The organism is Pantoea sp. CFSAN033090 (assembly GCF_001264395.1).
GTDB lineage: Bacteria > Pseudomonadota > Gammaproteobacteria > Enterobacterales > Enterobacteriaceae > Pantoea > Pantoea agglomerans.
Window position 1 is genome coordinate 83,470 of sequence record NZ_LGYX01000011.1, and the last position, 22,612, is coordinate 106,081.

At 56.3% G+C, this 22,612-nt stretch carries 17 protein-coding genes and 1 tRNA gene; 7 read left to right on the forward strand and 11 right to left on the reverse strand.

Features of this window, described 5'->3' with window-relative positions:
- Positions 1-358: 358 nt before the first annotated feature.
- A complete protein-coding gene (gene syd, locus AFL22_RS12060; RefSeq protein ID WP_010672142.1) occupies positions 359-907 on the reverse strand; it encodes a SecY-interacting protein in 549 nt (182 codons plus the stop codon).
- Positions 908-969: 62 nt separating this feature from the next.
- On the opposite strand from syd, the gene queF reads away from it, so the two are divergent.
- The 3 genes from queF (at position 970) to xni (ending at position 4,139) form a co-directional block, all read left to right on the forward strand.
- Entirely contained in the window at positions 970-1,815 is an 846-nt protein-coding gene (gene queF, locus AFL22_RS12065; RefSeq protein ID WP_052271499.1) for an NADPH-dependent 7-cyano-7-deazaguanine reductase QueF, read from the forward strand.
- 169 nt (positions 1,816-1,984) lie between these two features.
- Positions 1,985-3,349: a nucleotide 5'-monophosphate nucleosidase PpnN gene (ppnN, locus tag AFL22_RS12070; protein WP_010672144.1), complete on the forward strand. Its 1,365-nt coding sequence runs from the start codon at positions 1,985-1,987 to the stop codon at positions 3,347-3,349.
- A 34-nt stretch (positions 3,350-3,383) separates the two neighbouring features.
- Positions 3,384-4,139, forward strand: a complete 756-nt coding sequence (xni, locus tag AFL22_RS12075) for a flap endonuclease Xni (RefSeq protein ID WP_052271500.1) — start codon at positions 3,384-3,386, stop codon at positions 4,137-4,139.
- A gap of 24 nt (positions 4,140-4,163) precedes the next feature.
- Here xni and rlmM read toward each other — a convergent pair whose 3' ends face one another.
- From rlmM to AFL22_RS12095, 4 genes are all read right to left on the reverse strand, one after another.
- The gene (gene rlmM, locus AFL22_RS12080) at positions 4,164-5,264 is read right to left on the reverse strand and encodes a 23S rRNA (cytidine(2498)-2'-O)-methyltransferase RlmM (protein ID WP_010248609.1); all 1,101 of its coding nucleotides are present in this window, start codon (positions 5,262-5,264) and stop codon (positions 4,164-4,166) included.
- On the reverse strand, positions 5,257-5,652 hold the full coding sequence (locus AFL22_RS12085) for a DUF423 domain-containing protein (protein WP_010248611.1): 396 nt from the start codon (positions 5,650-5,652) through the stop codon (positions 5,257-5,259). Before AFL22_RS12085 ends, rlmM begins: the two co-directional genes overlap by 8 nt.
- 50 nt (positions 5,653-5,702) lie before the next feature.
- Positions 5,703-6,620 (reverse strand): transcriptional regulator GcvA, encoded by a 918-nt coding sequence (locus tag AFL22_RS12090; RefSeq protein WP_003854641.1) that lies wholly within the window; start codon positions 6,618-6,620, stop codon positions 5,703-5,705.
- A gap of 334 nt (positions 6,621-6,954) precedes the next feature.
- The gene (locus AFL22_RS12095; RefSeq protein WP_010248613.1) at positions 6,955-7,179 is read right to left on the reverse strand and encodes a YgdI/YgdR family lipoprotein; all 225 of its coding nucleotides are present in this window, start codon (positions 7,177-7,179) and stop codon (positions 6,955-6,957) included.
- A gap of 209 nt (positions 7,180-7,388) precedes the next feature.
- Here AFL22_RS12095 and csdA point away from each other — a divergent pair, with 209 nt between their 5' ends.
- Both csdA and csdE read left to right on the forward strand, forming a co-directional pair.
- A complete protein-coding gene (gene csdA / locus AFL22_RS12100; protein WP_052271501.1) occupies positions 7,389-8,597 on the forward strand; it encodes a cysteine desulfurase CsdA in 1,209 nt (402 codons plus the stop codon).
- 2 nt (positions 8,598-8,599) lie between these two features.
- Positions 8,600-9,055, forward strand: a complete 456-nt coding sequence (gene csdE, locus AFL22_RS12105) for a cysteine desulfurase sulfur acceptor subunit CsdE (RefSeq protein WP_033769939.1) — start codon at positions 8,600-8,602, stop codon at positions 9,053-9,055.
- On the opposite strand, the gene tcdA is transcribed toward csdE, so the two are convergent.
- On the reverse strand, positions 9,034-9,846 hold the full coding sequence (gene tcdA, locus AFL22_RS12110; RefSeq protein ID WP_033786744.1) for a tRNA cyclic N6-threonylcarbamoyladenosine(37) synthase TcdA: 813 nt from the start codon (positions 9,844-9,846) through the stop codon (positions 9,034-9,036). The two genes, csdE and tcdA, sit on opposite strands and share 22 nt — an antisense overlap.
- Positions 9,847-9,894: 48 nt before the next feature.
- The gene (gene mltA / locus AFL22_RS12115) at positions 9,895-11,043 is read right to left on the reverse strand and encodes a murein transglycosylase A (RefSeq protein ID WP_010248620.1); all 1,149 of its coding nucleotides are present in this window, start codon (positions 11,041-11,043) and stop codon (positions 9,895-9,897) included.
- A 203-nt stretch (positions 11,044-11,246) separates the two neighbouring features.
- On the opposite strand from mltA, the gene AFL22_RS12120 reads away from it, so the two are divergent.
- Positions 11,247-11,323, forward strand: a tRNA-Met gene (locus AFL22_RS12120).
- Positions 11,324-11,433: 110 nt separating this feature from the next.
- Here AFL22_RS12120 and amiC read toward each other — a convergent pair.
- Positions 11,434-12,678, reverse strand: a complete 1,245-nt coding sequence (gene amiC / locus AFL22_RS12125; RefSeq protein ID WP_033772514.1) for an N-acetylmuramoyl-L-alanine amidase AmiC — start codon at positions 12,676-12,678, stop codon at positions 11,434-11,436.
- Between the two features lie 232 nt (positions 12,679-12,910).
- Here amiC and argA point away from each other — a divergent pair, with 232 nt between their 5' ends.
- A complete protein-coding gene (gene argA, locus AFL22_RS12130; protein WP_010248624.1) occupies positions 12,911-14,239 on the forward strand; it encodes an amino-acid N-acetyltransferase in 1,329 nt (442 codons plus the stop codon).
- A 50-nt stretch (positions 14,240-14,289) separates the two neighbouring features.
- Here the strand turns inward: argA and recD are convergent, their stop codons facing one another.
- The 3 genes from recD to ptrA are packed head-to-tail and all read right to left on the reverse strand — an operon-like array spanning position 14,290 to position 22,561.
- On the reverse strand, positions 14,290-16,131 hold the full coding sequence (gene recD, locus AFL22_RS12135) for an exodeoxyribonuclease V subunit alpha (RefSeq protein WP_052271502.1): 1,842 nt from the start codon (positions 16,129-16,131) through the stop codon (positions 14,290-14,292).
- Positions 16,128-19,667, reverse strand: a complete 3,540-nt coding sequence (gene recB, locus AFL22_RS12140; protein WP_052271503.1) for an exodeoxyribonuclease V subunit beta — start codon at positions 19,665-19,667, stop codon at positions 16,128-16,130. Before recB ends, recD begins: the two co-directional genes overlap by 4 nt.
- The gene (gene ptrA, locus AFL22_RS12145) at positions 19,664-22,561 is read right to left on the reverse strand and encodes a pitrilysin (RefSeq protein WP_029519405.1); all 2,898 of its coding nucleotides are present in this window, start codon (positions 22,559-22,561) and stop codon (positions 19,664-19,666) included. The genes recB and ptrA overlap by 4 nt, the downstream gene beginning before the upstream one ends.
- Positions 22,562-22,612 lie beyond the last annotated feature (51 nt).

Here is a 22,612-nt window from a genome sequence, read left to right on the forward strand (position 1 = left end):
CATTCTCCATCCTGGAGGTGTCCCTTGCTCAATCCTGAGCGATCCTGTTTCATCCTGAAACCTTCCGTGTGCCGTAAGCTCCGTTACGTTCCTGCCTCATGGCTTATCATCATCCTGACGATATCTTTTTCCTGAGCTTCCTGCAGTGCGAAACATTTTGACAGAACTCGTTACGCGCACAAGGTACTCACAGCAGAACTTTACGAAATGTGCGGCGTAAATTCAGATAAACGCCATTAAGTTGATGATTCACAATATTTTTACATCTCAGCCTTCCGGAAGTCTCACCTGTTATATAGCGATCTCTCACAGCACATGTAAGAGATGTCTCACAAGGTCAGAGGCAAATCACTGCAACTCAGATGATAACCGGTTGTAATGACTTAAGAAATATCTCAAGCGTTTCCGCTAATTTCACACGCTGTTTACCGCCGGGCTGCTCCAGAATCACTTCGCCGCTGAGATTAGAAAGCGAGATGATCTCCTGTTCTGACTCGGTGGTGGCGATAAACAGCGTAGGCGACTGTTTAAGGCGGCGCTGCATCACCAGATGCCCGATCAGATTCTCCTGTAACCGCAGGAAATCATCCTCACTCCAGACCTGTAAGAGTGTCAGCTGATTCTCACCAAAACTGGCCTGCATATCGCCGGCAAACTGCGTGGTATAGAAAGCCGTGATCTGCGGCTGGAGCTGGATGTCGATCGCCCGCTCAACCGCATCCAGCGTCTGTGGCAGAGTAAAAGGCTGCGGCTGCCAGACGACCCGCTGATCGCGATCCTCCAGGGCACAGGGCGAAGGTACACCAAAGAGATCGCTGCTGGCCGGCGCATGCCCGGCCTGCTGAAGCCAGTGCTGGCAGTATCGGGTGGTAAAGTCGCGCAACGCGGCGGCAGTTTGCTGCATCATTCATATTCTCACTTCTGATGGGTTACACTTAGCCACTTTGATTAATTTTGGTGGTAACCGCAATGACTACTCACGAACAGGATCAGGCACTCAGCAACCTGACGCTGGGCAAACCCACAGCCTATCACGATCATTATGACAACAGCTTACTGCAGGCGGTGCCGCGCAGCCTGAATCGTGAACCCCTTGGCCTGTTTCCCGACAGTCTGCCCTTTACCGGCAGTGATATCTGGACCCTGTATGAACTCTCATGGCTCAACAGCAAAGGTCTGCCACAGGTCGCCGTTGGCGAAGTGGTGCTCGATGCGCAGAGCCGCAACCTTATCGAGTCAAAAAGCTTCAAGCTCTACCTTAACAGTTTCAACCAGACCCGCTTTGCCGACTGGGGCGAGGTTCGTCAGACGCTGGAGCGTGACCTGAGTGCCTGTGCTGAAGGTGAAGCGCGGGTCGCGCTGTTCCGTCTCAATGAAGTGGAAGGTCAGCCCATCGGCCATTTTGAGGGGCTTTGTATTGATGAGCAGGATATCGCCATAGAGGATTATCGCTTCAATGCTGACTATCTGGCCGATGCGGCGGGCAGCGAAATCGTTGAAGAGACGCTGGTCAGCCACCTGCTCAAGTCAAACTGTCTGATTACCAATCAGCCCGACTGGGGCTCCGTGATGATTCGTTATAAAGGCCCGCGTATCGACCGTGAAGCACTGCTGCGCTATCTGGTCTCATTCCGCCAGCACAACGAATTTCACGAGCAGTGTGTCGAACGCATTTTTAATGATGTGATGCGTTTCTGCCATCCGGAAGCGCTGACGGTGTATGCACGCTACACCCGTCGTGGCGGACTGGATATCAATCCATGGCGCACTAATGTGCCCTTCTCGCCCGGTTTTTCGCGGCTGGTCCGTCAGTAGTTTGCGAGACTTCTCGCAGGCTGCATGCACTAAGCGCAGTTCCGCTTGAGCTGTGCGGGCCGACAAGGCTACTCTGGTGATGGCGGCTACCTGCGGGTGGCCGACCAGGGATTTTCGTCACTGCCGTTGCAGTGCCAACACGCACCCAGGCGGGTGTAAAGGAGTTCATTTGATTACCCATATCAGCCCTCTTGGCTCGATGGATCTGCTTTCACAGCTGGAAGTCGATATGCTCAAGCGCACAGCCAGCAGCGACCTCTACCAGCTGTTTCGCAACTGCTCTCTTGCCGTGCTTAACTCCGGCAGCCAGACTGACAGCAGCCAGGAGCTGCTCTCCCGCTTTGAAAATTTCGACATCAATGTGTTGCGCCGTGAGCGCGGCGTCAAACTGGAGCTGATCAATCCACCGGAGGAGGCGTTTGTGGATGGCCGCATCATCCGTTCACTGCAGGCTAACCTGTTTGCGGTGCTGCGTGACATCCTGTTTGTCAGCGGTCAGCTCAACATGCCGGGTCGGTTCACTGCGGCTGAAGAAAATGACTCCGCCACTATCACCAACACCGTGTTTTCCATTCTGCGTAACGCGCGGGCGCTGCATATCGGCGAGTATCCCAACACCGTGGTCTGCTGGGGCGGTCACTCGATCAACGCCGTTGAGTACCAGTATTGCCGCAATGTCGGAACTCAGCTTGGACTGCGTGAACTGAACATCTGTACCGGCTGCGGGCCGGGCGTGATGGAAGCGCCAATGAAAGGGGCCGCCGTAGGCCATGCTCAGCAGCGCTATCGTGACAGCCGCTTTATCGGCCTGACCGAACCCTCCATCATTGCGGCAGAACCGCCGAATCCGCTGGTGAATGAGTTGATCATCATGCCGGACATCGAAAAACGTCTGGAAGCTTTTGTGCGCATTGCCCATGGCATCATCATTTTCCCGGGCGGCGTAGGGACCGCAGAAGAGTTGCTCTATCTGCTGGGCATCCTGATGAATCCGCAGAACAGCGATCAGGTATTACCGCTGATCCTGACCGGGCCGGAAGAGAGCGCCGACTACTTCCGCGTACTGGATGATTTCATCGTTAACACGCTGGGCGAACAGGCGCGTAAGCATTATCAGATCATCATCAACGATGCAGCCGAAGTGGCGCGTCTGATGAAGAAAGCGATGCCACAGGTAAAAGAGAATCGTCGCGAAACCGGCGATGCTTACAGCTTTAACTGGTCGATTCGCATTGAACCCGATCTGCAGGTGCCGTTCCTGCCAACCCATGAAAATATGGCGAATCTCAATCTCTACACCAATCAGCCACCCGAAAAGCTGGCTGCTGACCTGCGCCGCGCCTTCTCAGGTATCGTAGCCGGTAACGTTAAAGAGATGGGCATCCGCGAAATCCGTGAGAAGGGACGCTACAAACTCCATGGCGACCCCGACATCATGCACCGCATGGATGAGCTGCTACAGGGATTCGTTGCACAGCAACGCATGAAACTGCCAGGCACCGCCTACATTCCCTGCTACGAAATTATCAAATAAACCAGGAGGCAGCCCCCGGGCTGCCCATACTCTCATGGCTCTTCATCTTGTTATTGTTGACGCATTGAATCTGATTCGCCGTCTGCATGCGGTACAGGGCTCACCCTGTGTCGAAGGCTGCGTGGCCGCGCTGCGCCAGATACTGGGTCACGCCCATCCGACTCATGCGGTGGCGGTGTTTGATGGCGAAGCACGTCATCAGGGCTGGCGTCATCAGCTGCTACCCGATTACAAAAGCGGTCGCCCGCAGATGCCAGACGATTTACAGGCAGAGATGCCAGCGTTACAGGAGGCCTTTCGCGCCGCAGGCGTAAGCTGCTGGATAGCGGGCGAGGATGAGGCGGACGATTTAGCGGCGACGCTGGCGGTGAAAATGGCTCAGGCCGGACATCAGGCCACCATTGTTTCAACCGACAAAGGCTACTGTCAGCTGCTGGCACCCGAGATCCGCATCCGCGACTACTTCCAGAAACGCTGGCTTGATCTGCCTTTTATCGAGGCTGAATTTGGTGTGGCGCCCCAGCGGTTACCCGACTACTGGGGATTGTGCGGCATCAGCAGCAGTAAAATTCCGGGCATCACCGGCATCGGTCCGAAAAGCGCGAAACAGCTGCTGACAGAGTTTCACACGCTTGAAGGGATCTATCAGCAACTGGATCAGGTGCCAGCCAGATGGCGGGAGAAGCTCGCTGAGGGTCAGCAGATGGCAGAGATCAGCCGTCAGGTCGCAACCCTGAAGCGGGATCTGGTGCTGCAGGGCAATCTGAATACGCTGCGTTATACCGGCTGAGTGCCCTTGCACTCAGCCCTGCGATTAACGTTCGTCGCGACGACCACCGGCAGCCGCCCAGATTCGGCGCACATGTACGGTCACCTCTTCGCGGTCATGGTAAAGCTGACGAGCGCGAATCTGCACGTTAATACCATTATCATCGAATCGTTCCTGCATCATGGCCAGATTCTGCGTCACCTCTTCATAGCGCTTTTTCATGGGCAACTTAAGGTTGAAGATCGCTTCACGGCACCAGCCGTTGACCAGCCAGTCGGTCATCAGGTTAGCCACACGCACCGGCTTCTCCACCATGTCACACACCAGCCAGCTGATGTTGGTGCGTGGCGGACGGAATTTAAAGCCATCCGCTTTCTCGTGCATCACCTGGCCCGTATCCATCAGGCTCGGTGCCATCGGTCCGTTGTCCACCGCATACACCATCATGCTGCGCTGAACCAGCTGATAGGTCCAGCCGCCCGGACAGGCACCGAGATCCACGGCGTACATGCCGCTGGCTAAACGCTCATCCCACTCATCCGCAGGGATAAAGACGTGAAACGCCTCCTCCAGCTTAAGGGTGGAACGGCTTGGCGCATCGGAGGGGAACTTAAGGCGTGGAATACCCATGTAAAACGGCGAGCTGTTTTCCCGGATGGAGTAGCCGACGTAACAGGTGCCCGGTGCGATGAAAAACACATGCACGACCGGGCGCTTCGGGCTCTCATAATTCAACAGGATCTTGCTTTCACGCAGTGCCGAGCGCAGCGGCACGGTGAACTTGCGGCAGAACTTAGTCAGCTCTTTGGCTTCGTTGGTGTCTGGCACTTCAACACGCAGTTCGCCGCCCTTTTCCACTACGCCGGTCAGCATGCCGACAATCGGGGTAATGCGATCTTCCTGCGGCAGGTCACGCAGCATTTCGCCGACGACCAGCATCTGACGGGCAAAAATCAGCTCGTCAAATGGCAACTCACGTGCCAGCCGCTCGGCATCTTCAAACTGATAGCACTCAAACAGCACGTAGCCAGAGTCATCTTTAACCCGCGGAAAGCCGTAGATTTCACGTTCAGCCGCTTTGGCGCTGATTTCCGCCGCACACTCTTTTTCAAAACCGGGACGACAATAGAGTAAAACTTTATTCATGGCGTTCTGCCTTTCGTTTAAGACGCAGCGCGCCAATCAACATCAATACCCAACCGGCGAGGAAACAGACCCCGCCCACGGGTGTGATAAAAACCCAAAACTTCAGATGTGACAGCGCCAGACAATAGAGGCTGCCACTAAACAGCACGGTGCCGAGCGCCATCAGCGCACTGCTCCAGTAAAACCAGATATTGGCGCGGCGTAACATCGCAGCACCCAGCCCCATCACCGCTAAGGTGTGATAAGCCTGATATTCCAGCCCGGTATGAATCCAGGCCATTTCAGCCGCACCAAGCGACTGACTCAAAACGTGGGCACCAAATGCGCCAAAAGCCACCAGCAGAAATCCGCTGATAGCCGAAAAAACAAACATGGCACGACTGGACATTAACCGATCCTCAGAGTCCTTTTGCATCTGAATGCAAATAAATCAATATGTTATTGTTGATAGCGAAAGCGGAATTTTTCTTGTTCGGTTGCAGCTTTTTCCAGGATCCACTGTCGGAAGGCGGCTATTTTACCCAGTTCTGCCTGACTGTCATGACAAACCAGATAAAAAGCGTTTTTACTGACTAATACATCATTAAACGGGCAGATTAATCGCCCGGCTTCTATTTCGCTCTGCGCCATGACGTTATTCGCCAGCGCCACGCCCTGACCATGAATCGCCGCCTGCAATACCATGGCGCTGTGGCTGAAGATTGGCCCCTGCTGCACATTGATATGCTGCAGGCCCAGTTGCCGGATATAAGATTGCCAGTCCCGGCGGGAGGCATCATGCAGCAGAGTAAAACGCGACAGATCCATCGGCGTTTTCAGCGGATTATCCCCGGTCATCAGCGACGGTGAACAGACCGGCAGCAGATATTCGGCATAAAGTTTTTCAACCCGCAGGCCGGGCCAGTTACCCCGGCCGTAAAAAATCGCCACGTCGACATCGTCGGCCAGTTTCTCTTCGTCGCGGTCAACCGCCTGGATACGCACGTCGATTCCCGGATAAGCCATATTAAAGCTGGAGAGGCGGGGAACCAGCCACTGAATGGCAAAGCTCGGCAGTAAACTAACGGTCAGCGCACCCTTGGCACTGCGTGCCTGCAGTTTGCGGGTCGCTTCGTTGATTGCCGAGAAAATCTCTTTGATATCGAGATAGTAGCTTTGTCCTTCTTCGGTCAGTAATAGCGAACGATTCCTCCGGCGAAATAGCTTTAACCCCAGAAAATCTTCCAGAGATTTAATCTGATGGCTTACAGCAGCCTGGGTGACAAACAGCTCTTCTGCGGCTTTGGTAAAGCTTAAATGGCGTGCAGCTGCATCAAAAACACGCAGTGCGTTGAGAGGAGGAAGGCGTTTCGACATGGTTTTCCGTATCCGGATCGGCAAAAAATACGCTGGCTTATACAAAGCGTTTACGTATTAGAATTTTTAATCCGAGGCATTATAATTTGTCCGTTGAGGAACCTCCAGCAAATACCTATAGTTGCCGCACTTCCTGAGCCGGAACGAAAAGTTTTTAGATTTGTGAGTGAGTTCGCAGATTTTCTGAAAGCTTTTGGCTTGTGGTCGTGATGTTGTGTTTGCAATTTTTGATCCGACGATTGCGGATCGAACTCTTAATTCCTGTAGATTTACCCTGTCTGTCCATAGTGATTTTTAAATAGCACCGCAAATTGCGGTGCTTTTTTTTTGCTGCTTAGTTGCCAGACTCTACCATCTCTTTGACATCAGAGCGGTTGATTTGCTGCTCGTTGCCATTCGCATCTTTATAGCTGATCATGCCGGTATCGTTATCGACTTTAGGCTTGCCGGCAGCCACAATGGTGCGACCATCATTGGTATGCATCACGTAATTGCTTGAACAGGCACTCAGGGTAAAAGCCAGGGTACACACGGCCAGTACTGCGGTTAATTTTTTCATCTGCTATCTCCTTGTAGATTGATTGCATCAAACCACCCGCGTTACGCTAACCAGAGGCAGCCGATAAGTGAGATCGACTAGTAAACGTCCGATCGTTATGCGGGTTTGGTTCAAACCTTGCAATATTCAGCATAACGCGCTTTTCCAGCTTTGCCAGACGCAGACCATTCTTTCAGTGTGGTCCTAATTTTTCTTATCATGGACCAGGCATGACCGCATTTAATCCCACCGCATTTCGCCAGCAGTTTCCCGCACTCGCCGACGCAGGCGTTTATCTCGACAGCGCAGCGACCACGCTGAAGCCGCAGGCCGTCATTGACAGCACGCAGCAGTTTTACAGCCTCAGCGCGGGTACAGTCCATCGCAGCCAGTTTGCCGCCGCCCAGGCCTTAACCCATCGCTATGAGCAGGCGCGCAACCAGGTTGCCCGCTGGCTTAATGCCGCTGACGATCGTGAGATTGTCTGGACGCGCGGCACCACCGAAGCGATAAACCTGGTGGCGAACAGCTGGCTGCGCCCGCGCTTACAGCCTGGTGATGAGATTGTGGTCAGCGAGGCAGAACACCACGCCAACCTGGTGCCCTGGCTGATGGCTGCGCAGGCATGCGGTGCCCGCGTCGTAAAATGGCCGTTAGGCGCGGATCGCCTGCCGGATATCAGCCAGTTGCCCACCCTGCTCAACAGCCGTACCCGCCTGCTGGCGGTCGGACAGATGTCGAACGTCACCGGCGGGTGTCCCGCACTCGCTCAGGCGATACCGCTGGCTCACGCCGTGGGCGCGAAAGTGATGGTCGATGGCGCACAGGGCGTGGTGCATTGTCCGCCTGACGTACAGGCGCTGGATATCGACTTTTACGCCTTTTCCGGACATAAGATTTACGGCCCGATGGGCATTGGCGCGTTATATGGCAAAGCGGAATTGCTGGAGGCGATGGAGCCCTGGCAGGGCGGCGGTAAAATGATAACGGATGTCGATTTCAACGGATTTACGCCGCAGCCGGTGCCGTGGCGTTTTGAGGCTGGCACCCCGAATGTGGCGGGCGTGGTGGGCCTGAGTGCAGCACTGAGCTGGCTGGGGCAGTACGATCTGCCCGAAGCGGAGCGCTGGAGTCAGCAACTTGCGACGCTGGCGGAAGAGCAGCTGGCGGAATTACCCGGTTTCCGCAGCTTCCGCTGTTCAAATGCCAGCCTGCTGGCATTTGAATTCGCTGGCCTGCATCACAGCGATCTGGTGACGCTGCTGGCTGAGCAGGGAATAGCCCTGCGCGCTGGCCAGCACTGCGCGCAGCCGTTGCTGGCGGCGCTGGGCGTCAGCGGCACGCTGCGGGCCTCTTTTGCACCCTATAATAATCTGCAGGATGTTGATGCGCTGGTGCGCGCTATGAAGAGCGCCATCTCGCTGTTATCGGAGTTTTGATTATGCATTCATCGCCGTTAGCGCCACACCCGTTTGGCGAAGAGATTACCGTTGCCAGCCTGAAAGAGAGCTTTGGCCGCTTTCATCAGTGGGAAGATCGTTATCGTCAGCTGATCCAGCTGAGCCGCCAGTTGCCTGACTTACCCGGGGAACTGAAAACAGCGGAAATTGAACTGAGCGGTTGTGAAAATCGGGTCTGGCTGGGCAGCCAGTTATGCGAGGATGGCACGCTGCATTTCTATGGTGACAGTGAAGGACGTATTGTGCGCGGCCTGCTGGCCGTGCTGCTGACCGCCGCTGAGGGCCAGACGCCGCAACAGCTGCTGGCGATGGATCCCTTAAAACTGTTTGATGAACTGGGCCTGCGCGCCCAGCTCAGTGCCTCCCGCAGCAGCGGCCTGCAGGCGCTGGCCGCCGCAGTGGAGCACGCCGCGCGTCAGGCGCTGACGGCGTCCTGACGGGCAGCACGCGCCAGAAACTTCTTCAGCGCATGCGAGACGGCAACAAAGCCGAAGGTGGCGGTTACCATGGTGGCCGCGCCAAAGCCGGAGGTGCAATCCATTCTCTTCGGCCCCTCCGCTGTGCTGCGTGAAGCACAGACGCTGCCATCAGCCTGCGGATAGACCAGCGCTTCGGTAGAAAAGACGCAGTCGATGCCAAGTTTGCCCTTGCTGTTTTTCACCACGCCCAGGCTTTTCAGTCGTTCGCGCAGCTTTGCCGCCAGCGGATCCTGGATGGTTTTCGCCAGATCGGCGACCTGGATCTGAGTGGGATCGATCTGCCCACCCGCGCCACCGGTGGTGATCAGCGGGATCTTATTCCGGCGGCACCAAGCGATCAGCGCCGCTTTCGGTCGCACGCTGTCGATAGCGTCGATCACATAGTCGAAACCGGCTGCCATCAGTTCGGCGGTGTTCTCTGGCGTAATAAAGTCATCAATACAAATCACTTCGCAGTCAGGATTAATCGCACGCAGCCGTTCTGCCATCACGTCCGTTTTAGCTTTGCCGACGTTGCCCTGCAGCGCATGAAGCTGCCGGTTGGTGTTGGTAATACAGACATCATCCATATCAATCAGGGTGATTTTACCAATCCCGGTGCGCACCAGCGCTTCCGCCGCCCAGGATCCAACACCGCCAATACCGATGACGCAGAAGTGTGCGTCAGCAAAACGTTGCAGCGCATCCTGGCCATAGAGACGCGCCGTGCCGCCAAAGCGCTGATGCCAGGCGTCATTTAACACTTTCATAGTTGAACCTGTTACGTCGTGCGGGCCCGAAGGCCCGCAGAGAAGAAGTTAGTTAGCGCCGAGAAGCAGTGAACCATTATTACCGTTTTGCGGGCTGGAGAACAGCGGTTGTCCGGCACCCGGTGCGGCTTTAATTACCCAGACGCGTCCGTAGTGATTATAGAAGCCCGCCAGATGCGCAGCGTCGGGGCCGATACCCTGATAGATATCAAAGTGCTGGCCTTTAATCGCGCCACCCACGTCGAGTGCCACCATCAGGCGCATCTCATATTTGCCGTTGAATTTGCCCTTCTCATTTAACTGCGGCACTTCAGCCAGCAGTACGGTGCCCGCCGGAATAATTGAGCGGTCAGACGCAACGGAGGCTTTCGCCACCAGCGGAACTGCGCTGGCACCGCGCACCGGCGTAAATGGCTCAGCCTTAAAGAAGACGAATGATGGGTTGGTTTCCAGCAGCGCACGGACCTCCTGCGGTGAGTGCTCCTGCGCCCACTGACGAATCGCCTGCATCGACATATCTTCGCGCTTCACTTCACCGCGATCGATCAGCTCTTTGCCAATGCTGTGATAACCCCAGCCATTTTTACCGGCGTAACCAAAGAAGGTCATCGGGCGGCCATCGCCAAAGTCGACATAACCACTGCCCTGCACATCCATCATGAAGTTATCAATCAGGGAATTGCTGTAGGCGATGATGTAGCGGTCATCGAGTCCGCCACTATAGATAGAGGCGCGGCTCGGTAATTTTTCTCCGCGTTTGCGCGGTGGCATGCGGTAGATGGGATACTGGAATTCACCCTGACGGGTGTAACGCGCTTCTACTACTGGCGTGTAGTAACCGGTGAACTGCACGTTACCGTAGTTATCCGTACCCTCCATCTGCCAGGCGTTAAGCCCATACTGACGAAGCTGTCGGGTATCGGCACCCGCCATCAGCCAGCTCTCAATTGCACTATAAGTGCCGTTCTGACGGCTATACAGGGCGGATGAGGCGGACTGAATCTGACGGACCTGCTCGCCAAAGTCTCTGCCATTAACCGGTGCGCCTTTGGCATTGGGCTGATTCACCAGCGCCAGCGGTTGTTCCAGTTTGCCATCTTTATATTGCTGACCGCGATCGGTCGGTTTGGAGCTACAGGCCGCCAGCAGCGTAATTAACGCGCCAGTGAGTGCATACTTCACCCAATGTGATTTCATTATCTTCTCTTTTTATAACTGTTCGCCCCGCGACGATAGCAAAGCCCCCGACAGAATGAAATGCATCCGCTCAGACGTCACGCATATCAGTTTAATAATTAACCAGATGGTTGAATCCTTCAGCAACTGGCTGTTAATTTGGCTTTTATCTGCAAAAAGGGGTTGCATGAATTAGCGCGGAGAGTATAGTGCGCTTCCACGGACGCGGGGTGGAGCAGCCTGGTAGCTCGTCGGGCTCATAACCCGAAGGTCGTCGGTTCAAATCCGGCCCCCGCAACCAATCATTTAAACACCTGAAAGGGTGTTTTTTTGTTTCTGACGTTCCCAAAAGCCGCTTCAGCCTCTCTCTGCCCTGAAAAGCGCGCGGATAGCCCGGCTACCCGCACTCCCTTACCGATGGGCCAGTGCAGCCCCACTCTCCACATACGCTTTGATGCCGTTCAGAATCGCCTCTGCCACCTGATGCTGGTAACGGGTGGTTCGCAACTTGCGCTCCTCCTCCACATTACTGATAAACGCTGTCTCTACCAGAATTGACGGGATATCAGGGGCTTTCAGCACCGCAAATCCGGCCTGATCCACGGTGCGTTTGTGCAGATGGTTGATGCGCCCCATGCGATGCAGCACCTCTTTGCCGAATTTAAGGCTGTCATGAATCGTCTGACGCTGCACCATATCGAACATGGTGTGATCGAGATAGCGGTCACCGCTTTTGCTGACGCCGCCAATCAGGTCTGATTCATTCTGAGTCTGAGCCAGGAAACGAGCCGCCGCCGAAGTGGCACCGCTGGTTGATAAGGCAAACACTGAAGAGCCGCGTGCCGCGCGGCTGGTAAAGGCATCCGCATGGATCGACACAAAGAGGTCGGCACGCTGTTTACGGGCTTTGGCAACCCTGACGCGCAGCGGAATAAAGACATCTTCATTGCGCGTCATATAGGCTTTCATATTGGACTCTTTATCGATCAGCGCTTTGAGTCGCCGTCCAATCTTCAGCACAATATCTTTCTCGCGAGTCTTATATTTGCCGTGCGCGCCCGGATCTTCCCCGCCGTGACCGGGATCGATCATGATAATGATTGGACGATCGCGCCCCGCTTTGCCGGGTAAGGGCGCCTGCACCCCTTCATCTTTCTCCAGATCGCCCTGGTTATAATCTTTCAGCAGAGCCAGCAGTGGATCATCCTCAACCTGGTTCTGGCTCGGATAGAGATCGACCACCAGCCGGTGATTGATCCCGGCGACCGGCGAGAGATTAAAGATCTTCGGCGCGACGTTGCGCTTTAATTCCAGTACCACGCGCACTGTGTTGCTGTCGAACTGGCCGACACGGGCATTTTTAATAAAGGGATCGTCGACCCGAACCTGCTTATCTACCCCTTTCAGAACCGGATTGAGATGTAGGCCCTGAATATCAATCACCAGGCGTTCGGGATTGCTCAGCGCAAACTGCTTGTACTTCAGCGCGACATTGGACTCCAGCGTCATCCGCGAGTAGGTCGATGAGGGCCAGATACGCACCGCCACAATGTGGTTCTTCGCCGCCAACCCTATCCGGCTGACGCTTAACAGCAGTAAGGCGCCCGTCCCCTGTAAAAATCGTCTGCGTGAAAAATGGGAATTAACGTCTGACATGCCGCTCCAGCTGCTGTGTAATGTCTAAAAAAGCGCCAGTTACTAAAATGGCGGCGAAAACTTTATCCAATCCGCAGCATGATGTCACCCCGGAAACCCTAAATAATGCAGGCTGTTAGCGGCTTTGACACCCAGAAAAACGTAAATTTTCGTCAGGATTAAGACTTGCAAAACCGGGCGTAAAAGCATAAAAATACAAAAAATACGAATAAACATTCACTGAGGGTTGGCCGTGAAGGAACGTAGTACCGAACTGGTTCAGGGTTTTCGCCATACCGTTCCCTATATCAATGCCCACCGGGGTAAAACCTTTGTCATCATGCTGGGTGGCGAAGCGATTGAGCATGAGAACTTCTCTGGCATCGTTAATGATATCGGCCTGCTGCACAGCCTGGGCATTCGCCTCGTCGTGGTGTATGGCGCACGACCGCAGATTGATGCCAGCCTGGCTCAGCAGCAGCTGGAGCCGGTTTACCATAAGTTTACCCGGGTCACCGACGCGCAATCGCTGGAGTTAGTGAAGCAGGCCGCCGGCCGACTGCAGTTAGATATCACGGCCCGCCTCTCAATGAGTCTCAACAACACGCCGCTGCAGGGCGCGCATATCAACGTGGTCAGCGGCAACTTCATTATTTCACAGCCGCTGGGCGTGGATGATGGCGTGGATTACTGTCACAGCGGCCGTATCCGTCGTATTGATGAAGAGGCCATTCATCGTCAGCTGGATAACGATGCGATTGTGCTGATGGGCCCGGTTGCAGTTTCTGTTACCGGCGAAAGCTTTAACCTGACTTCGGAAGAAGTGGCTACCCAGCTGGCGATTAAACTCAAAGCGGAGAAAATGATCGGCTTCTGCTCTGAGCAGGGCGTGCTGAACAGCGAGGGTGAAATCATCTCCGAGCTCTTCCCGAATGATGCGCAGGCCCGTATCGATGAGATTGAAAAGGAAGGCGATTATCTTTCCGGGACCGTTCGCTTCCTGCGTGGGGCGGTGAAAGCCTGCCGCAGTGGTGTTCGCCGCAGCCATTTAATCAGTTATCAGGAAGATGGCGCGCTGTTGCAGGAGCTCTTCTCACGCGACGGTATCGGTACCCAGATCGTTATGGAGTCGGCAGAGCAGATCCGTCGCGCCAATATCAATGATATCGGCGGCATCCTCGAACTGATCCGTCCGCTGGAGCAGCAGGGTATTCTGGTGCGTCGCTCGCGCGAGCAGCTGGAAATGGAAATTGATAAGTTCACCATCATTCAGCGCGATAATCTGACCATCGCCTGTGCAGCACTCTATCCGTTTATGGATGAAAAGATTGGCGAAATGGCCTGTGTGGCGGTTCATCCTGACTATCGCAGCTCTTCACGCGGTGAGATGTTGCTGCAGCGCGTGGCACTTCAGGCACGCCAGATGGGGCTGGAAAAACTGTTTGTGTTAACCACCCGCAGCATCCACTGGTTCCAGGAACGCGGCTTTACGCCGGTAGATATTGAGTCCCTGCCCGAGAGTAAAAAAGAGATGTATAACTATCAGCGCCGTTCAAAAGTGTTGATGGCCGATCTCACCTGATTCAATCCGTAAGGGACAGGCACCCCCCGCGTGGTCTGTCCCATCTCTTCTCAGCCAGTTTCTCCCAGTCGCTCCACCAGACCGCTGCGTCGCTGCGTTTGCAGCTGCACGGCACGCTGAAATATGCCGGGTTCGCTGTAGATGGTCAGTTGCCGCCGTGCACGTGTAATCGCGGTATAGACCAGTTCACGGGTCAGCACCGGCAGAAACTGCGTGGGCATCACCAGCGCGGTATGATCAAACTCCGAGCCCTGTGATTTGTGCACCGTCATCGCCCAGGCCGTTTCATGTGAGGGTAACCGGCTCGGCTGAATCGCCTTGATAGACCCATCCGGCAGCGGGAAAAAGACCTTCAGGTTGCCCTCTTCATCCCGCATCGTCATGCCGATATCGCCATTAAACAGGCCGAGCGCGCTGTCATTTCGGGTGATCATCACCGGACGCCCTTCATACCAGCGGCTGCCCATGCCAGGACGACGGATGCGCTGCAGCTGCATCAGTCGCTGCTCAATACGCTGGTTCAGACCCTGCACGCCAAATGGCCCGTCACGTAATGCACACAGCAGCTGATAACGGCCAAAAGCGGCAATCACTTCTGCGGGCGGCGCCTGCTGTCTGATCAACTGCAGGAAGGGCTGATAACCCTGGGCTACCTCATCCAGCATCGCCTGATAAGCGTCAGCGCTGTTCAGCGGCTGGTAACTGATATCCTCATAAGCCGCAGCAAACACCGCCCTGACCTGCTCTGCATCGCCACGATTGATCGCTTTTGCCAGCTGGCCGATGCCTGATGAGTCATCAAAACGATAACTCTTCTGCAGCAGACAGATACTGTCGCGGACTGCGGGTGCCTGCACATCGTCACTGCCCTGCAGTGTGCAGCCGGTCAGCAGCGCGAGCTGTTCAGCCCGTGCCAGGCTGTAGCCGCTTTCGGTGCAGCGGCAGATGTCGCCCAGCACCGCACCGGCTTCAACCGAGGCCAGCTGATCGCGATCGCCCAGAAACACGACGCGGGCATGGGCAGGCAGCGCGGCGATCAGTTTTGCCATCATTGAGAGATCGACCATCGACGCTTCATCAACCACCAGCACATCAAGGTGCAGTGGGTTACCGGCATGGTAGCGCAGCCGCTGAGTGTCGGGCTGTGCGCCCAGCAGGCGATGCAGCGTGGTGGCTTCGGCAGGAAAACGCCGGCGTTCTTCGTCGCTGACCGCCAGTTCCTGCAGTGCACTGCCCAGTGACTCGGTCAGTCGCGCGGCGGCTTTGCCGGTCGGTGCCGCCAGCTGAATCCGCAGTGCACCGGGATTCAGGCGAATCAGGGCAGCGAGGAGTTTCGCCACTGTGGTGGTTTTACCGGTACCCGGCCCGCCGGAAATAACCGCAGTCTTGCGGGTCAGCGCCACGGCCGCCGCAATTTTCTGCCAGTTCTCCGGCTGGTCGTCAAACAGGCTGTTCAGCACGTCGCCTGCAGCATGCATATCAAACGCAGTTTTCACTTCCTGCGCAGCGAAGAAGTCGGCGACCCGGCCTTCGCTTTGCCACAGCCGATGCAGATATAAACGCTGATTGCTCAGCACCAGCGGCGTAACCAGGCTGCCATCACTCACAGCCGACCAGTCAGCAAAGCGTGCTGTCCAGTCTTCCGGCGCACCAGCGGCGTGCCAGATCGCCTGAGCCAGCGCAGGCTGGCGACCAGCGAACAGATTCGCTTCGCAGAGGTTGCTCAGCGGTAAACAGACGTGCCCCTCACCCGCGTCAGCGCTGACGCAGGCCGCAGCGAGCAGCAGCCCAGGCTGTGATTCCGGGGCCACCAGTTGGGCAAACTGTATATCCAGCGGCCGCAGGAGACGCTTCTCTACCGCCTGCAGCAGCAGACTCAGCATGTCACTCATAACATCTCCCCGGTTTCACCAAACAGTGCATCAATTTCTTCCACAAAGGCTTCAGCAGGTCGGGTGGCGAAAATGCCGTTGTCCGGCGAGCTGCCATCCATCCCGCGCAAAAACAGATAAAACACCCCACCAAAGTGACGCTGATAGTCGTAGTCCGGCAGGCGATGCTGCAGATAGCGATGCAGCGCCAGCGTATAGAGCTGATATTGCAGATCGTAGCGGTGGCCAATCATCGCCTGCGCCATCGCCTCTGGCGTGTAAGCGGCGTGGCTATCCCCCAGCCAGTTCGATTTGTAGTCGAGCAGATAATATTTTCCCTGCCAGCGGAAGACCAGATCGATAAAGCCCTTCAGCATGCCCCGCACCTGACGAAAATCCAGGGGGGCGGCCTGCTGAGAGAGGCTGTCGTGCCGGCGCAGCAGAGCGTCAAGATCCGCCGCAGTCAGCAGATTGTTGATCGGCAGATAGAACTCCATCTCAATCAGGCGTTCGCTGCTTTTTATCGCCGACAGCGTCAGCCCCTCAGCATTGAGCGGCGTATGTAAGACCCGGTCAATCCACTGTTCCAGAACCGGCAACCAGGTCAGCGGATAGCCATTATGCTGCAGCTGATCTTCCAGCCAGACGCTGTCCGGCGGTTCGGTAAAGTCGATCGACTCAAACAGACCGTGCAAAAACGTACCGGGTGCCGCTCCGCGCGGAAAGTGGTGGGGTGTCAATGCAGCCTCTTCACCCTTCTCTTCTTCGCCCGCTGCATCAATATCAAAATTGGGCATCGCATCCAGCAGCGGCGAGCTGTGATGCTGTTGCAGGCCTGAATAACTGGTTACCCGCCAGACGTCAGCCAGCGCGCGCGTAATGTCGCGACTGCTTAAAACCTCATCGCCCTGCTGCGCATCCTGCCACATTTCTCCCGGCAGCAGAGCCTCTTCAACCAGCGCAATCCCTTCACCGGTTAACGCATTCAATCGCTGACTGAGCTGCTGCGCATCCGCCGCCTCACCCTGCTGCACCAGGTAGCCCAGCGCGCTCTTGTGCAGATCGCTTTCGCCCTCTTTTTTGCGGGTGCCTTTGATCAGTGGCGCAATGCCGACGCTGCAGTGATAGACCGAACGGGTCAGCGCCACGTAGAGCAGACGCAGATCCTCCGCCAGGCGCTCCTCTTCGGCCAGCGCCAGACTTTGTGCATCACCCTGCACATCCAGCAGTGCCGTGAACGTGTCGCGATCGTGATAAAGCGCGCTGGCCGCCTCGCGGAACCCGGCAGCAAATGGCAGCCAGACCAGCGGATATTGCAGTCCTTTCGATTTATGGATGGTGATGATCTGCACCAGATGGCGGTCGCTTTCCAGACGCAACTGCTGGCTGGAGGCCTGGCTGTTTGGCCGGGCAATCTGCTGCGCCAGGAAGCGCACCAGGGCGTGCGGACTCTCCAGCTGCACCGAAGCCTCCTGCAGCAGTTCACCCAGATGCATCAGATCGGTCAGGCGACGTTCACCGTTCTCCGAGGCCAGCATATTCTCTGCCAGCTGCCGCCTGATCATCACGTCACGCAGCATCGGTAACACGCCGCGCTGATGCCACAGCTGCTGCCAGACGGCAAACTGCTCCACCAGCGCATCCCACTCGCGTTCATTCTGTGTCAGCGCGTCGAGCGTTGCTGCATCAATAGCAAAGATTGAGGTCGCCAGCGCGCTGCGCAGCAGACGTTCCTGCTCAGGTGCCTGTATCGCCTGCAGTAACCAGAGCAGTTCGCGCGCTTCCGGCGTGGTGTAGACGCTGTCCCGGCTGGAGAGATAGACCGAAGGAATCGACAGCGCATTCAGCGCGTCGCGGATTAAACCGGCCTCATTACGACTGCGCACCAGCACGGTGATATCGGAAGCCCGCACCGGCTGCAGCGCCTCGCCTTTGCCCAGGCGGGCGCGCCCCTGCTGTCCGGCCACCAGCCAGCGGCTGATATCGGCCGCACACTGCTGTGCCATAAACTGCTGGTAATCGCTGTTACCCACGCCCTCGCCAGGCTGCAGCCAGAACCGTAACGCCGGTTGCTGCTGCTCGTCAAAAATCAGTTTCAGCGACTGATTGGGCGCAGCAGGCTTAACTGGCTGAAAGGGGATCGCCGAGAACAGAAAAGGCGAATCGAGCTGAGAAAAGAGGCGGTTGACGCTCCCGACCATCTCAGGTGATGAACGCCAGTTGGTATCGAGCGTGTAGTGAGCGCTGACTTCGTTTCTGGCCCGCAGATAGGTAAAAATATCCGCACCGCGAAACGCATAGATCGCCTGCTTGGGATCGCCGATCAGAAACAGTGCCTGTTCAGGCTGATTAATATAGAGCGTGCGGAAGATGCGGTACTGCTGCGGATCGGTATCCTGGAATTCATCAATCAGGGCCACCGGGTAACGCGCCCGGATGGTTTCTGCCAGCAAAACGCCACCTGGCTGCTGCAGCGCTTCATCCAGTTTACTGAGCAGATCGTCGAAGCCTAACAGCGCACGTAACCGTTTCTCGCGCTGCACCGTAGCGCGCACATCGGTCAGCGCCTGCGCAATGATGACATCCCGCAGCGACAGCGGTTCTGCCATAAACTGATCGATCGCCTCAAACAGCGAATGACGCGGCGCTTCACCCTTTTTAGTTTTCTCCTCCAGCACCTGCTGTCCAAAGCGCTCCAGCTCTTTGGGCAACTGATAATCCAGCGTTTCGCTGCTGGCCCACTGCGTGACGCGGGCCACCCAGTTGGGCAGATGTTTACTGCTGTAGCTGCGCTTATCAACGCCCGATGCAGTGATAATGCCCTCAACATCGGCGCTGAGCGCCTGCCACTGCTGCTTGATGGCCTCGATGCGCGCCAGATTGCGTGCGTGGCGTGATGCCAGCGTCTCATCGGCGGCAGGCGGACGTTTCAGCCCCGGCGACTCCCCCTGCAGCCAGGGGCGCAGCGTGGTCAGCAGGCTGTCCGGCCCGCTCCACTCTGCGGCGATGATCCGTGCCACATCCAGACTCAGTGGATAGCACTGACGACGCCAGAAATCGGCGGCCGACTGCTTCAGCAGCGCCTGCTCATCTTCAATCAACTCCTGCTCGAACAGCATGCCCGACTCAAAGGCATTGAGATTCAGCATCCGCTGACAGAAGCCGTGAATGGTAAAAATGGCGGCTTCATCCATCTGCCGCTCGGCAGCCAGCAGCTGCGCGGCGGCCTGACTCAGATCCGGCATCTGCTCCAGCAGTAACTGGTGCATCGGATTGCTGCTTTTGCCGCGGATACAGGCCAGACGTAGCTGATGAATATTCTCGCGGATGCGCCCGCGCAATTCGGCGGTCGCGGCCTCGGTAAAGGTCACGACTAAAATTTCTTCGACAGAGAGCGGCCGGCTGTAGGCGTTTTCACCGCCCAGCCCCAGCAGCAGGCGCAGATAGAGCAGACCAATGGTAAAGGTTTTTCCGGTGCCCGCTGACGCCTCAATCAGCCGCTCGCCTCTGAGCGGCAGCGTTAAAGGATTCAGTGATACGGGAGGTAACTGCGTCATTGGGTCTCACTCTTTACCGGCAGCGACTGCTGCAGTTGTGCCACTTCACTCCAGGTTTTCCAGCCAGGCTGACGGGCAAACTCAACTTTGCCATTGCCGGTGCCTGCAATCTGCGAGGTCATCACCATGCCTTTATGTTCGATCACGGCCTGCCGGAAAAAGTCTGCCAGGCTCGCCGGGGTTAACCGCTGAACCTGCTCTGTCATTTTTTGCCGGGTATCAAATTGATCATTCTGCCGATCAAAGTCGCGGCTAAAGCGATCCGCTTCCTCAAAGAGCGTCTGAGGACGCTGCTGCAAATCATTGATCATCGCCTGCTGATACTGGGCAAAGTCTGCCTGGCTCATACTGCGCAGACGTTTTTCCGCCTGCGGGTAGAAGGCCTGATAGCGCTGCAACAGCCAGCCCGGTTGTTTGCTGTTACTTTGCAGCAGGAAGCCGATCCCCCACTGGCGACCCACAGGCATCTGGAAGGCAAAAACCGCGTAGCCGAGCTGCTCTTTGGTCCGCAGCTGATTGTAGAACCACGGCTGCACAATCTGGCTCAGCATGGAGCTGTGCGCCATGCTCTGATATTCACTGTATCCCAGTGGAACATAGAGCGCGGCAAGGGCGGAGTCGGTGCTGCTGCCTTTTTGTTGCAGGTTGGCTTTCAGCGGTTTTTTAATCGAGACATACTGACTATGCCAGTCGCGGGTCGCATGACTCTGCATCTGCTGTTTGAGCTCATGCCCCAGCTGCGTCACGCTGTCAGCACTGAGGTTGCCCACTACCAGCATCTCCGGCGTCGCGTCGCGGAACAGCGTATCGCGATAGTCAGTAACATCCTTAAGTGAGAGTGTGCTTACCAGCTTGCGGCGAGCCTCGCGCTGGGTATATGGCAGCTGCGACAGCAGTTGCATCGGCTGAATCGCCTGTTCAAACGCTTTGCCCTTTTCCGCCGCGTCCAGCCGCTCCAGATACCAGGATTTAGCCTGCTCCAGCTGCTGTTCTGTCGGCTGGAAAGTGGCATAACCTTCCACCAGTTTCTTCAGCAGTGTCGGCAGACGCTGGGTGAAGCCGTTGGCGCTGAACACCAGCCCTTCATCTTCACCCGTTGAGAAGCTGATGCCGCCCACTGAAGCCTGTGAATTTAGCTCGTCCAGCGCCAGGCTGGAAAGGTAGTCATTCAGGCCAAACAGCACCTGCTGACGGGCATCACTGATGGTGTGCTTATTGCGTAACGCCAGGGTGATCGCCGCTTTTGGCTCGCTGGCGTAATAACGACTGGGCATCCAGTAAATACGCATATCATCCTGGTTATCCAGTCTCACCGGATGCTGATACGTTTTGCCGTCTGACGGTAACAGGGTGAAGTCGTCCGGGATATAGGGGTTCAGCACGGGCATCGCCAGCGTAATCTGGCTGGCGCGCTGCTGCCAGTCTGCAAAGGTTTGTGGGGTGATCTTCTCAACCTGATAAGGCGCATCCACAAAATAGGCTTTTTTGTTGTGCGGCTCCTGCGGGCTGATGTACCAGATACGCGCATGCTGCGGGGTCATCTCTTCCAGCCGGGCATTAATCGCGGCGGCATCGTATTGATCCGCCAGATAGGGGGCATCCAGCGTATGTTCAACCGGTACGCGCAGCATGGTGTCGGCCAGCCATTCAATGTAATCCATATCGCGGGTAATTGAGGGATAGCGGAAGTCGAGCGCCAGCACATGCGAAACTTCATCGAAATAGCGCTTATCATCCCCCTGCTGACGCAGAAGATTGATGTAGCTGAATATCGCCGCCACGACCTGGTCGCGCTGCGCCAGCCCTTTATCAGTCAGTGACGCGGTAATCGCAAACACGCCGCTGTTACGCTCGGTCATTGGGTCAGCACCCGCATTCACCCCGTCGGCCAGCCCCTGTTTTTGCAACCAGTCAGTCAGCGTGTTTTTGCTGCGGTTACTGATTAAATAGCTGATCAGCGTGTCGGTTTTACTGCGGAACCGATCGCTGTTGTTGGCAATGCGGAATTCAATTTTGAGCTGCTTGCGCGGCTGAGCCGGAACGTAATGGATGATGATGCCCTGCTGCGCATCGGTCACCACCGGCACCGTAATCTCCGGCACGCTGGCGTCATGATTTTGTACCCGGCCAAAGGTTTTAGCCGCAATCGACGCCATCTCCGGCAGCGGTTTGTTGCTGTAGATCACCGCTTTCATCAGATTGGCGGAGTAATGCGTATGATAAAAGTCCTGCAGCGCCTGGTGCAGTTTGCTGCCTGGCTTATCTTTCAGGGTCTCAAGATTGCCGCCCGAAAAACGTGACGCCGGATGCGCCGGGTTCAGGGTTTCTGCGCCGACCTGGGCCATACGCAGGCCATCGCGCGAGCGCGCCATGGTCAGCTCGGCATTCACGGCGTGGCGCTCGCGGTCAGCGTTAACCGGATCCAGCAGCGGCTCAGCCACCGCATCCGCCAGGCGATCAACCGCCGGTTCCAGCGCGTCATTTTCCACTTCCAGATAAAAGGCGGTGCGGTAGGAGGCTGTGCTGGCGTTGTGGCTGCCGCCATGTTTTTTCAGGAATTCAGCCAGGTTGTCGGGCTGCGGGTAGTGCTTTGAACCCATCAGCACCATATGCTCAAGGTAGTGCGCCAGTCCCGCCTGCTGATCGGGATCGTCCAGCGATCCTATCGGCAGCGTCAGCGCCGCCAGCGATTTCGGTGCCACAGGATCGGAAACCAGTAACACCGTCATCCCATTATCAAGCCGGATAGCCTGATAGTGGCGGGGATCCTGTTCACTTTTGCGAATAGTGTCGTTAACCGGCTGCCAGCCTGATGATGCCTGCTCCTGCGCCTGCGCTGTGCAAGCCATCAGGCTTAACATTAGCGCCGCTATCCAGCGTGCGTGTACCCGCATGTAAACCCCTCTCGTTTCCCGATAAACCGCCAATGTCGGACGCGGCGGCTC

Bases quoted from the DNA above. Each gene is read 5' to 3' on its own strand.
- syd (WP_010672142.1), bottom strand. From the start codon at position 907: ATGATGCAGCAAACTGCCGCCGCGTTGCGCGACTTTACCACCCGATAC.
- queF (WP_052271499.1), top strand. From the start codon at position 970: ATGACTACTCACGAACAGGATCAGGCACTCAGCAACCTGACGCTGGGC.
- xni (WP_052271500.1), top strand. From the start codon at position 3,384: ATGGCTCTTCATCTTGTTATTGTTGACGCATTGAATCTGATTCGCCGT.
- rlmM (WP_010248609.1), bottom strand. From the start codon at position 5,264: ATGAATAAAGTTTTACTCTATTGTCGTCCCGGTTTTGAAAAAGAGTGT.
- AFL22_RS12085 (WP_010248611.1), bottom strand. From the start codon at position 5,652: ATGTCCAGTCGTGCCATGTTTGTTTTTTCGGCTATCAGCGGATTTCTG.
- AFL22_RS12090 (WP_003854641.1), bottom strand. From the start codon at position 6,620: ATGTCGAAACGCCTTCCTCCTCTCAACGCACTGCGTGTTTTTGATGCA.
- AFL22_RS12095 (WP_010248613.1), bottom strand. From the start codon at position 7,179: ATGAAAAAATTAACCGCAGTACTGGCCGTGTGTACCCTGGCTTTTACC.
- csdA (WP_052271501.1), top strand. From the start codon at position 7,389: ATGACCGCATTTAATCCCACCGCATTTCGCCAGCAGTTTCCCGCACTC.
- csdE (WP_033769939.1), top strand. From the start codon at position 8,600: ATGCATTCATCGCCGTTAGCGCCACACCCGTTTGGCGAAGAGATTACC.
- tcdA (WP_033786744.1), bottom strand. From the start codon at position 9,846: ATGAAAGTGTTAAATGACGCCTGGCATCAGCGCTTTGGCGGCACGGCG.
- mltA (WP_010248620.1), bottom strand. From the start codon at position 11,043: ATGAAATCACATTGGGTGAAGTATGCACTCACTGGCGCGTTAATTACG.
- amiC (WP_033772514.1), bottom strand. From the start codon at position 12,678: ATGTCAGACGTTAATTCCCATTTTTCACGCAGACGATTTTTACAGGGG.
- recD (WP_052271502.1), bottom strand. From the start codon at position 16,131: ATGAGTGACATGCTGAGTCTGCTGCTGCAGGCGGTAGAGAAGCGTCTC.
- recB (WP_052271503.1), bottom strand. From the start codon at position 19,667: ATGACGCAGTTACCTCCCGTATCACTGAATCCTTTAACGCTGCCGCTC.
- ptrA (WP_029519405.1), bottom strand. From the start codon at position 22,561: ATGCGGGTACACGCACGCTGGATAGCGGCGCTAATGTTAAGCCTGATG.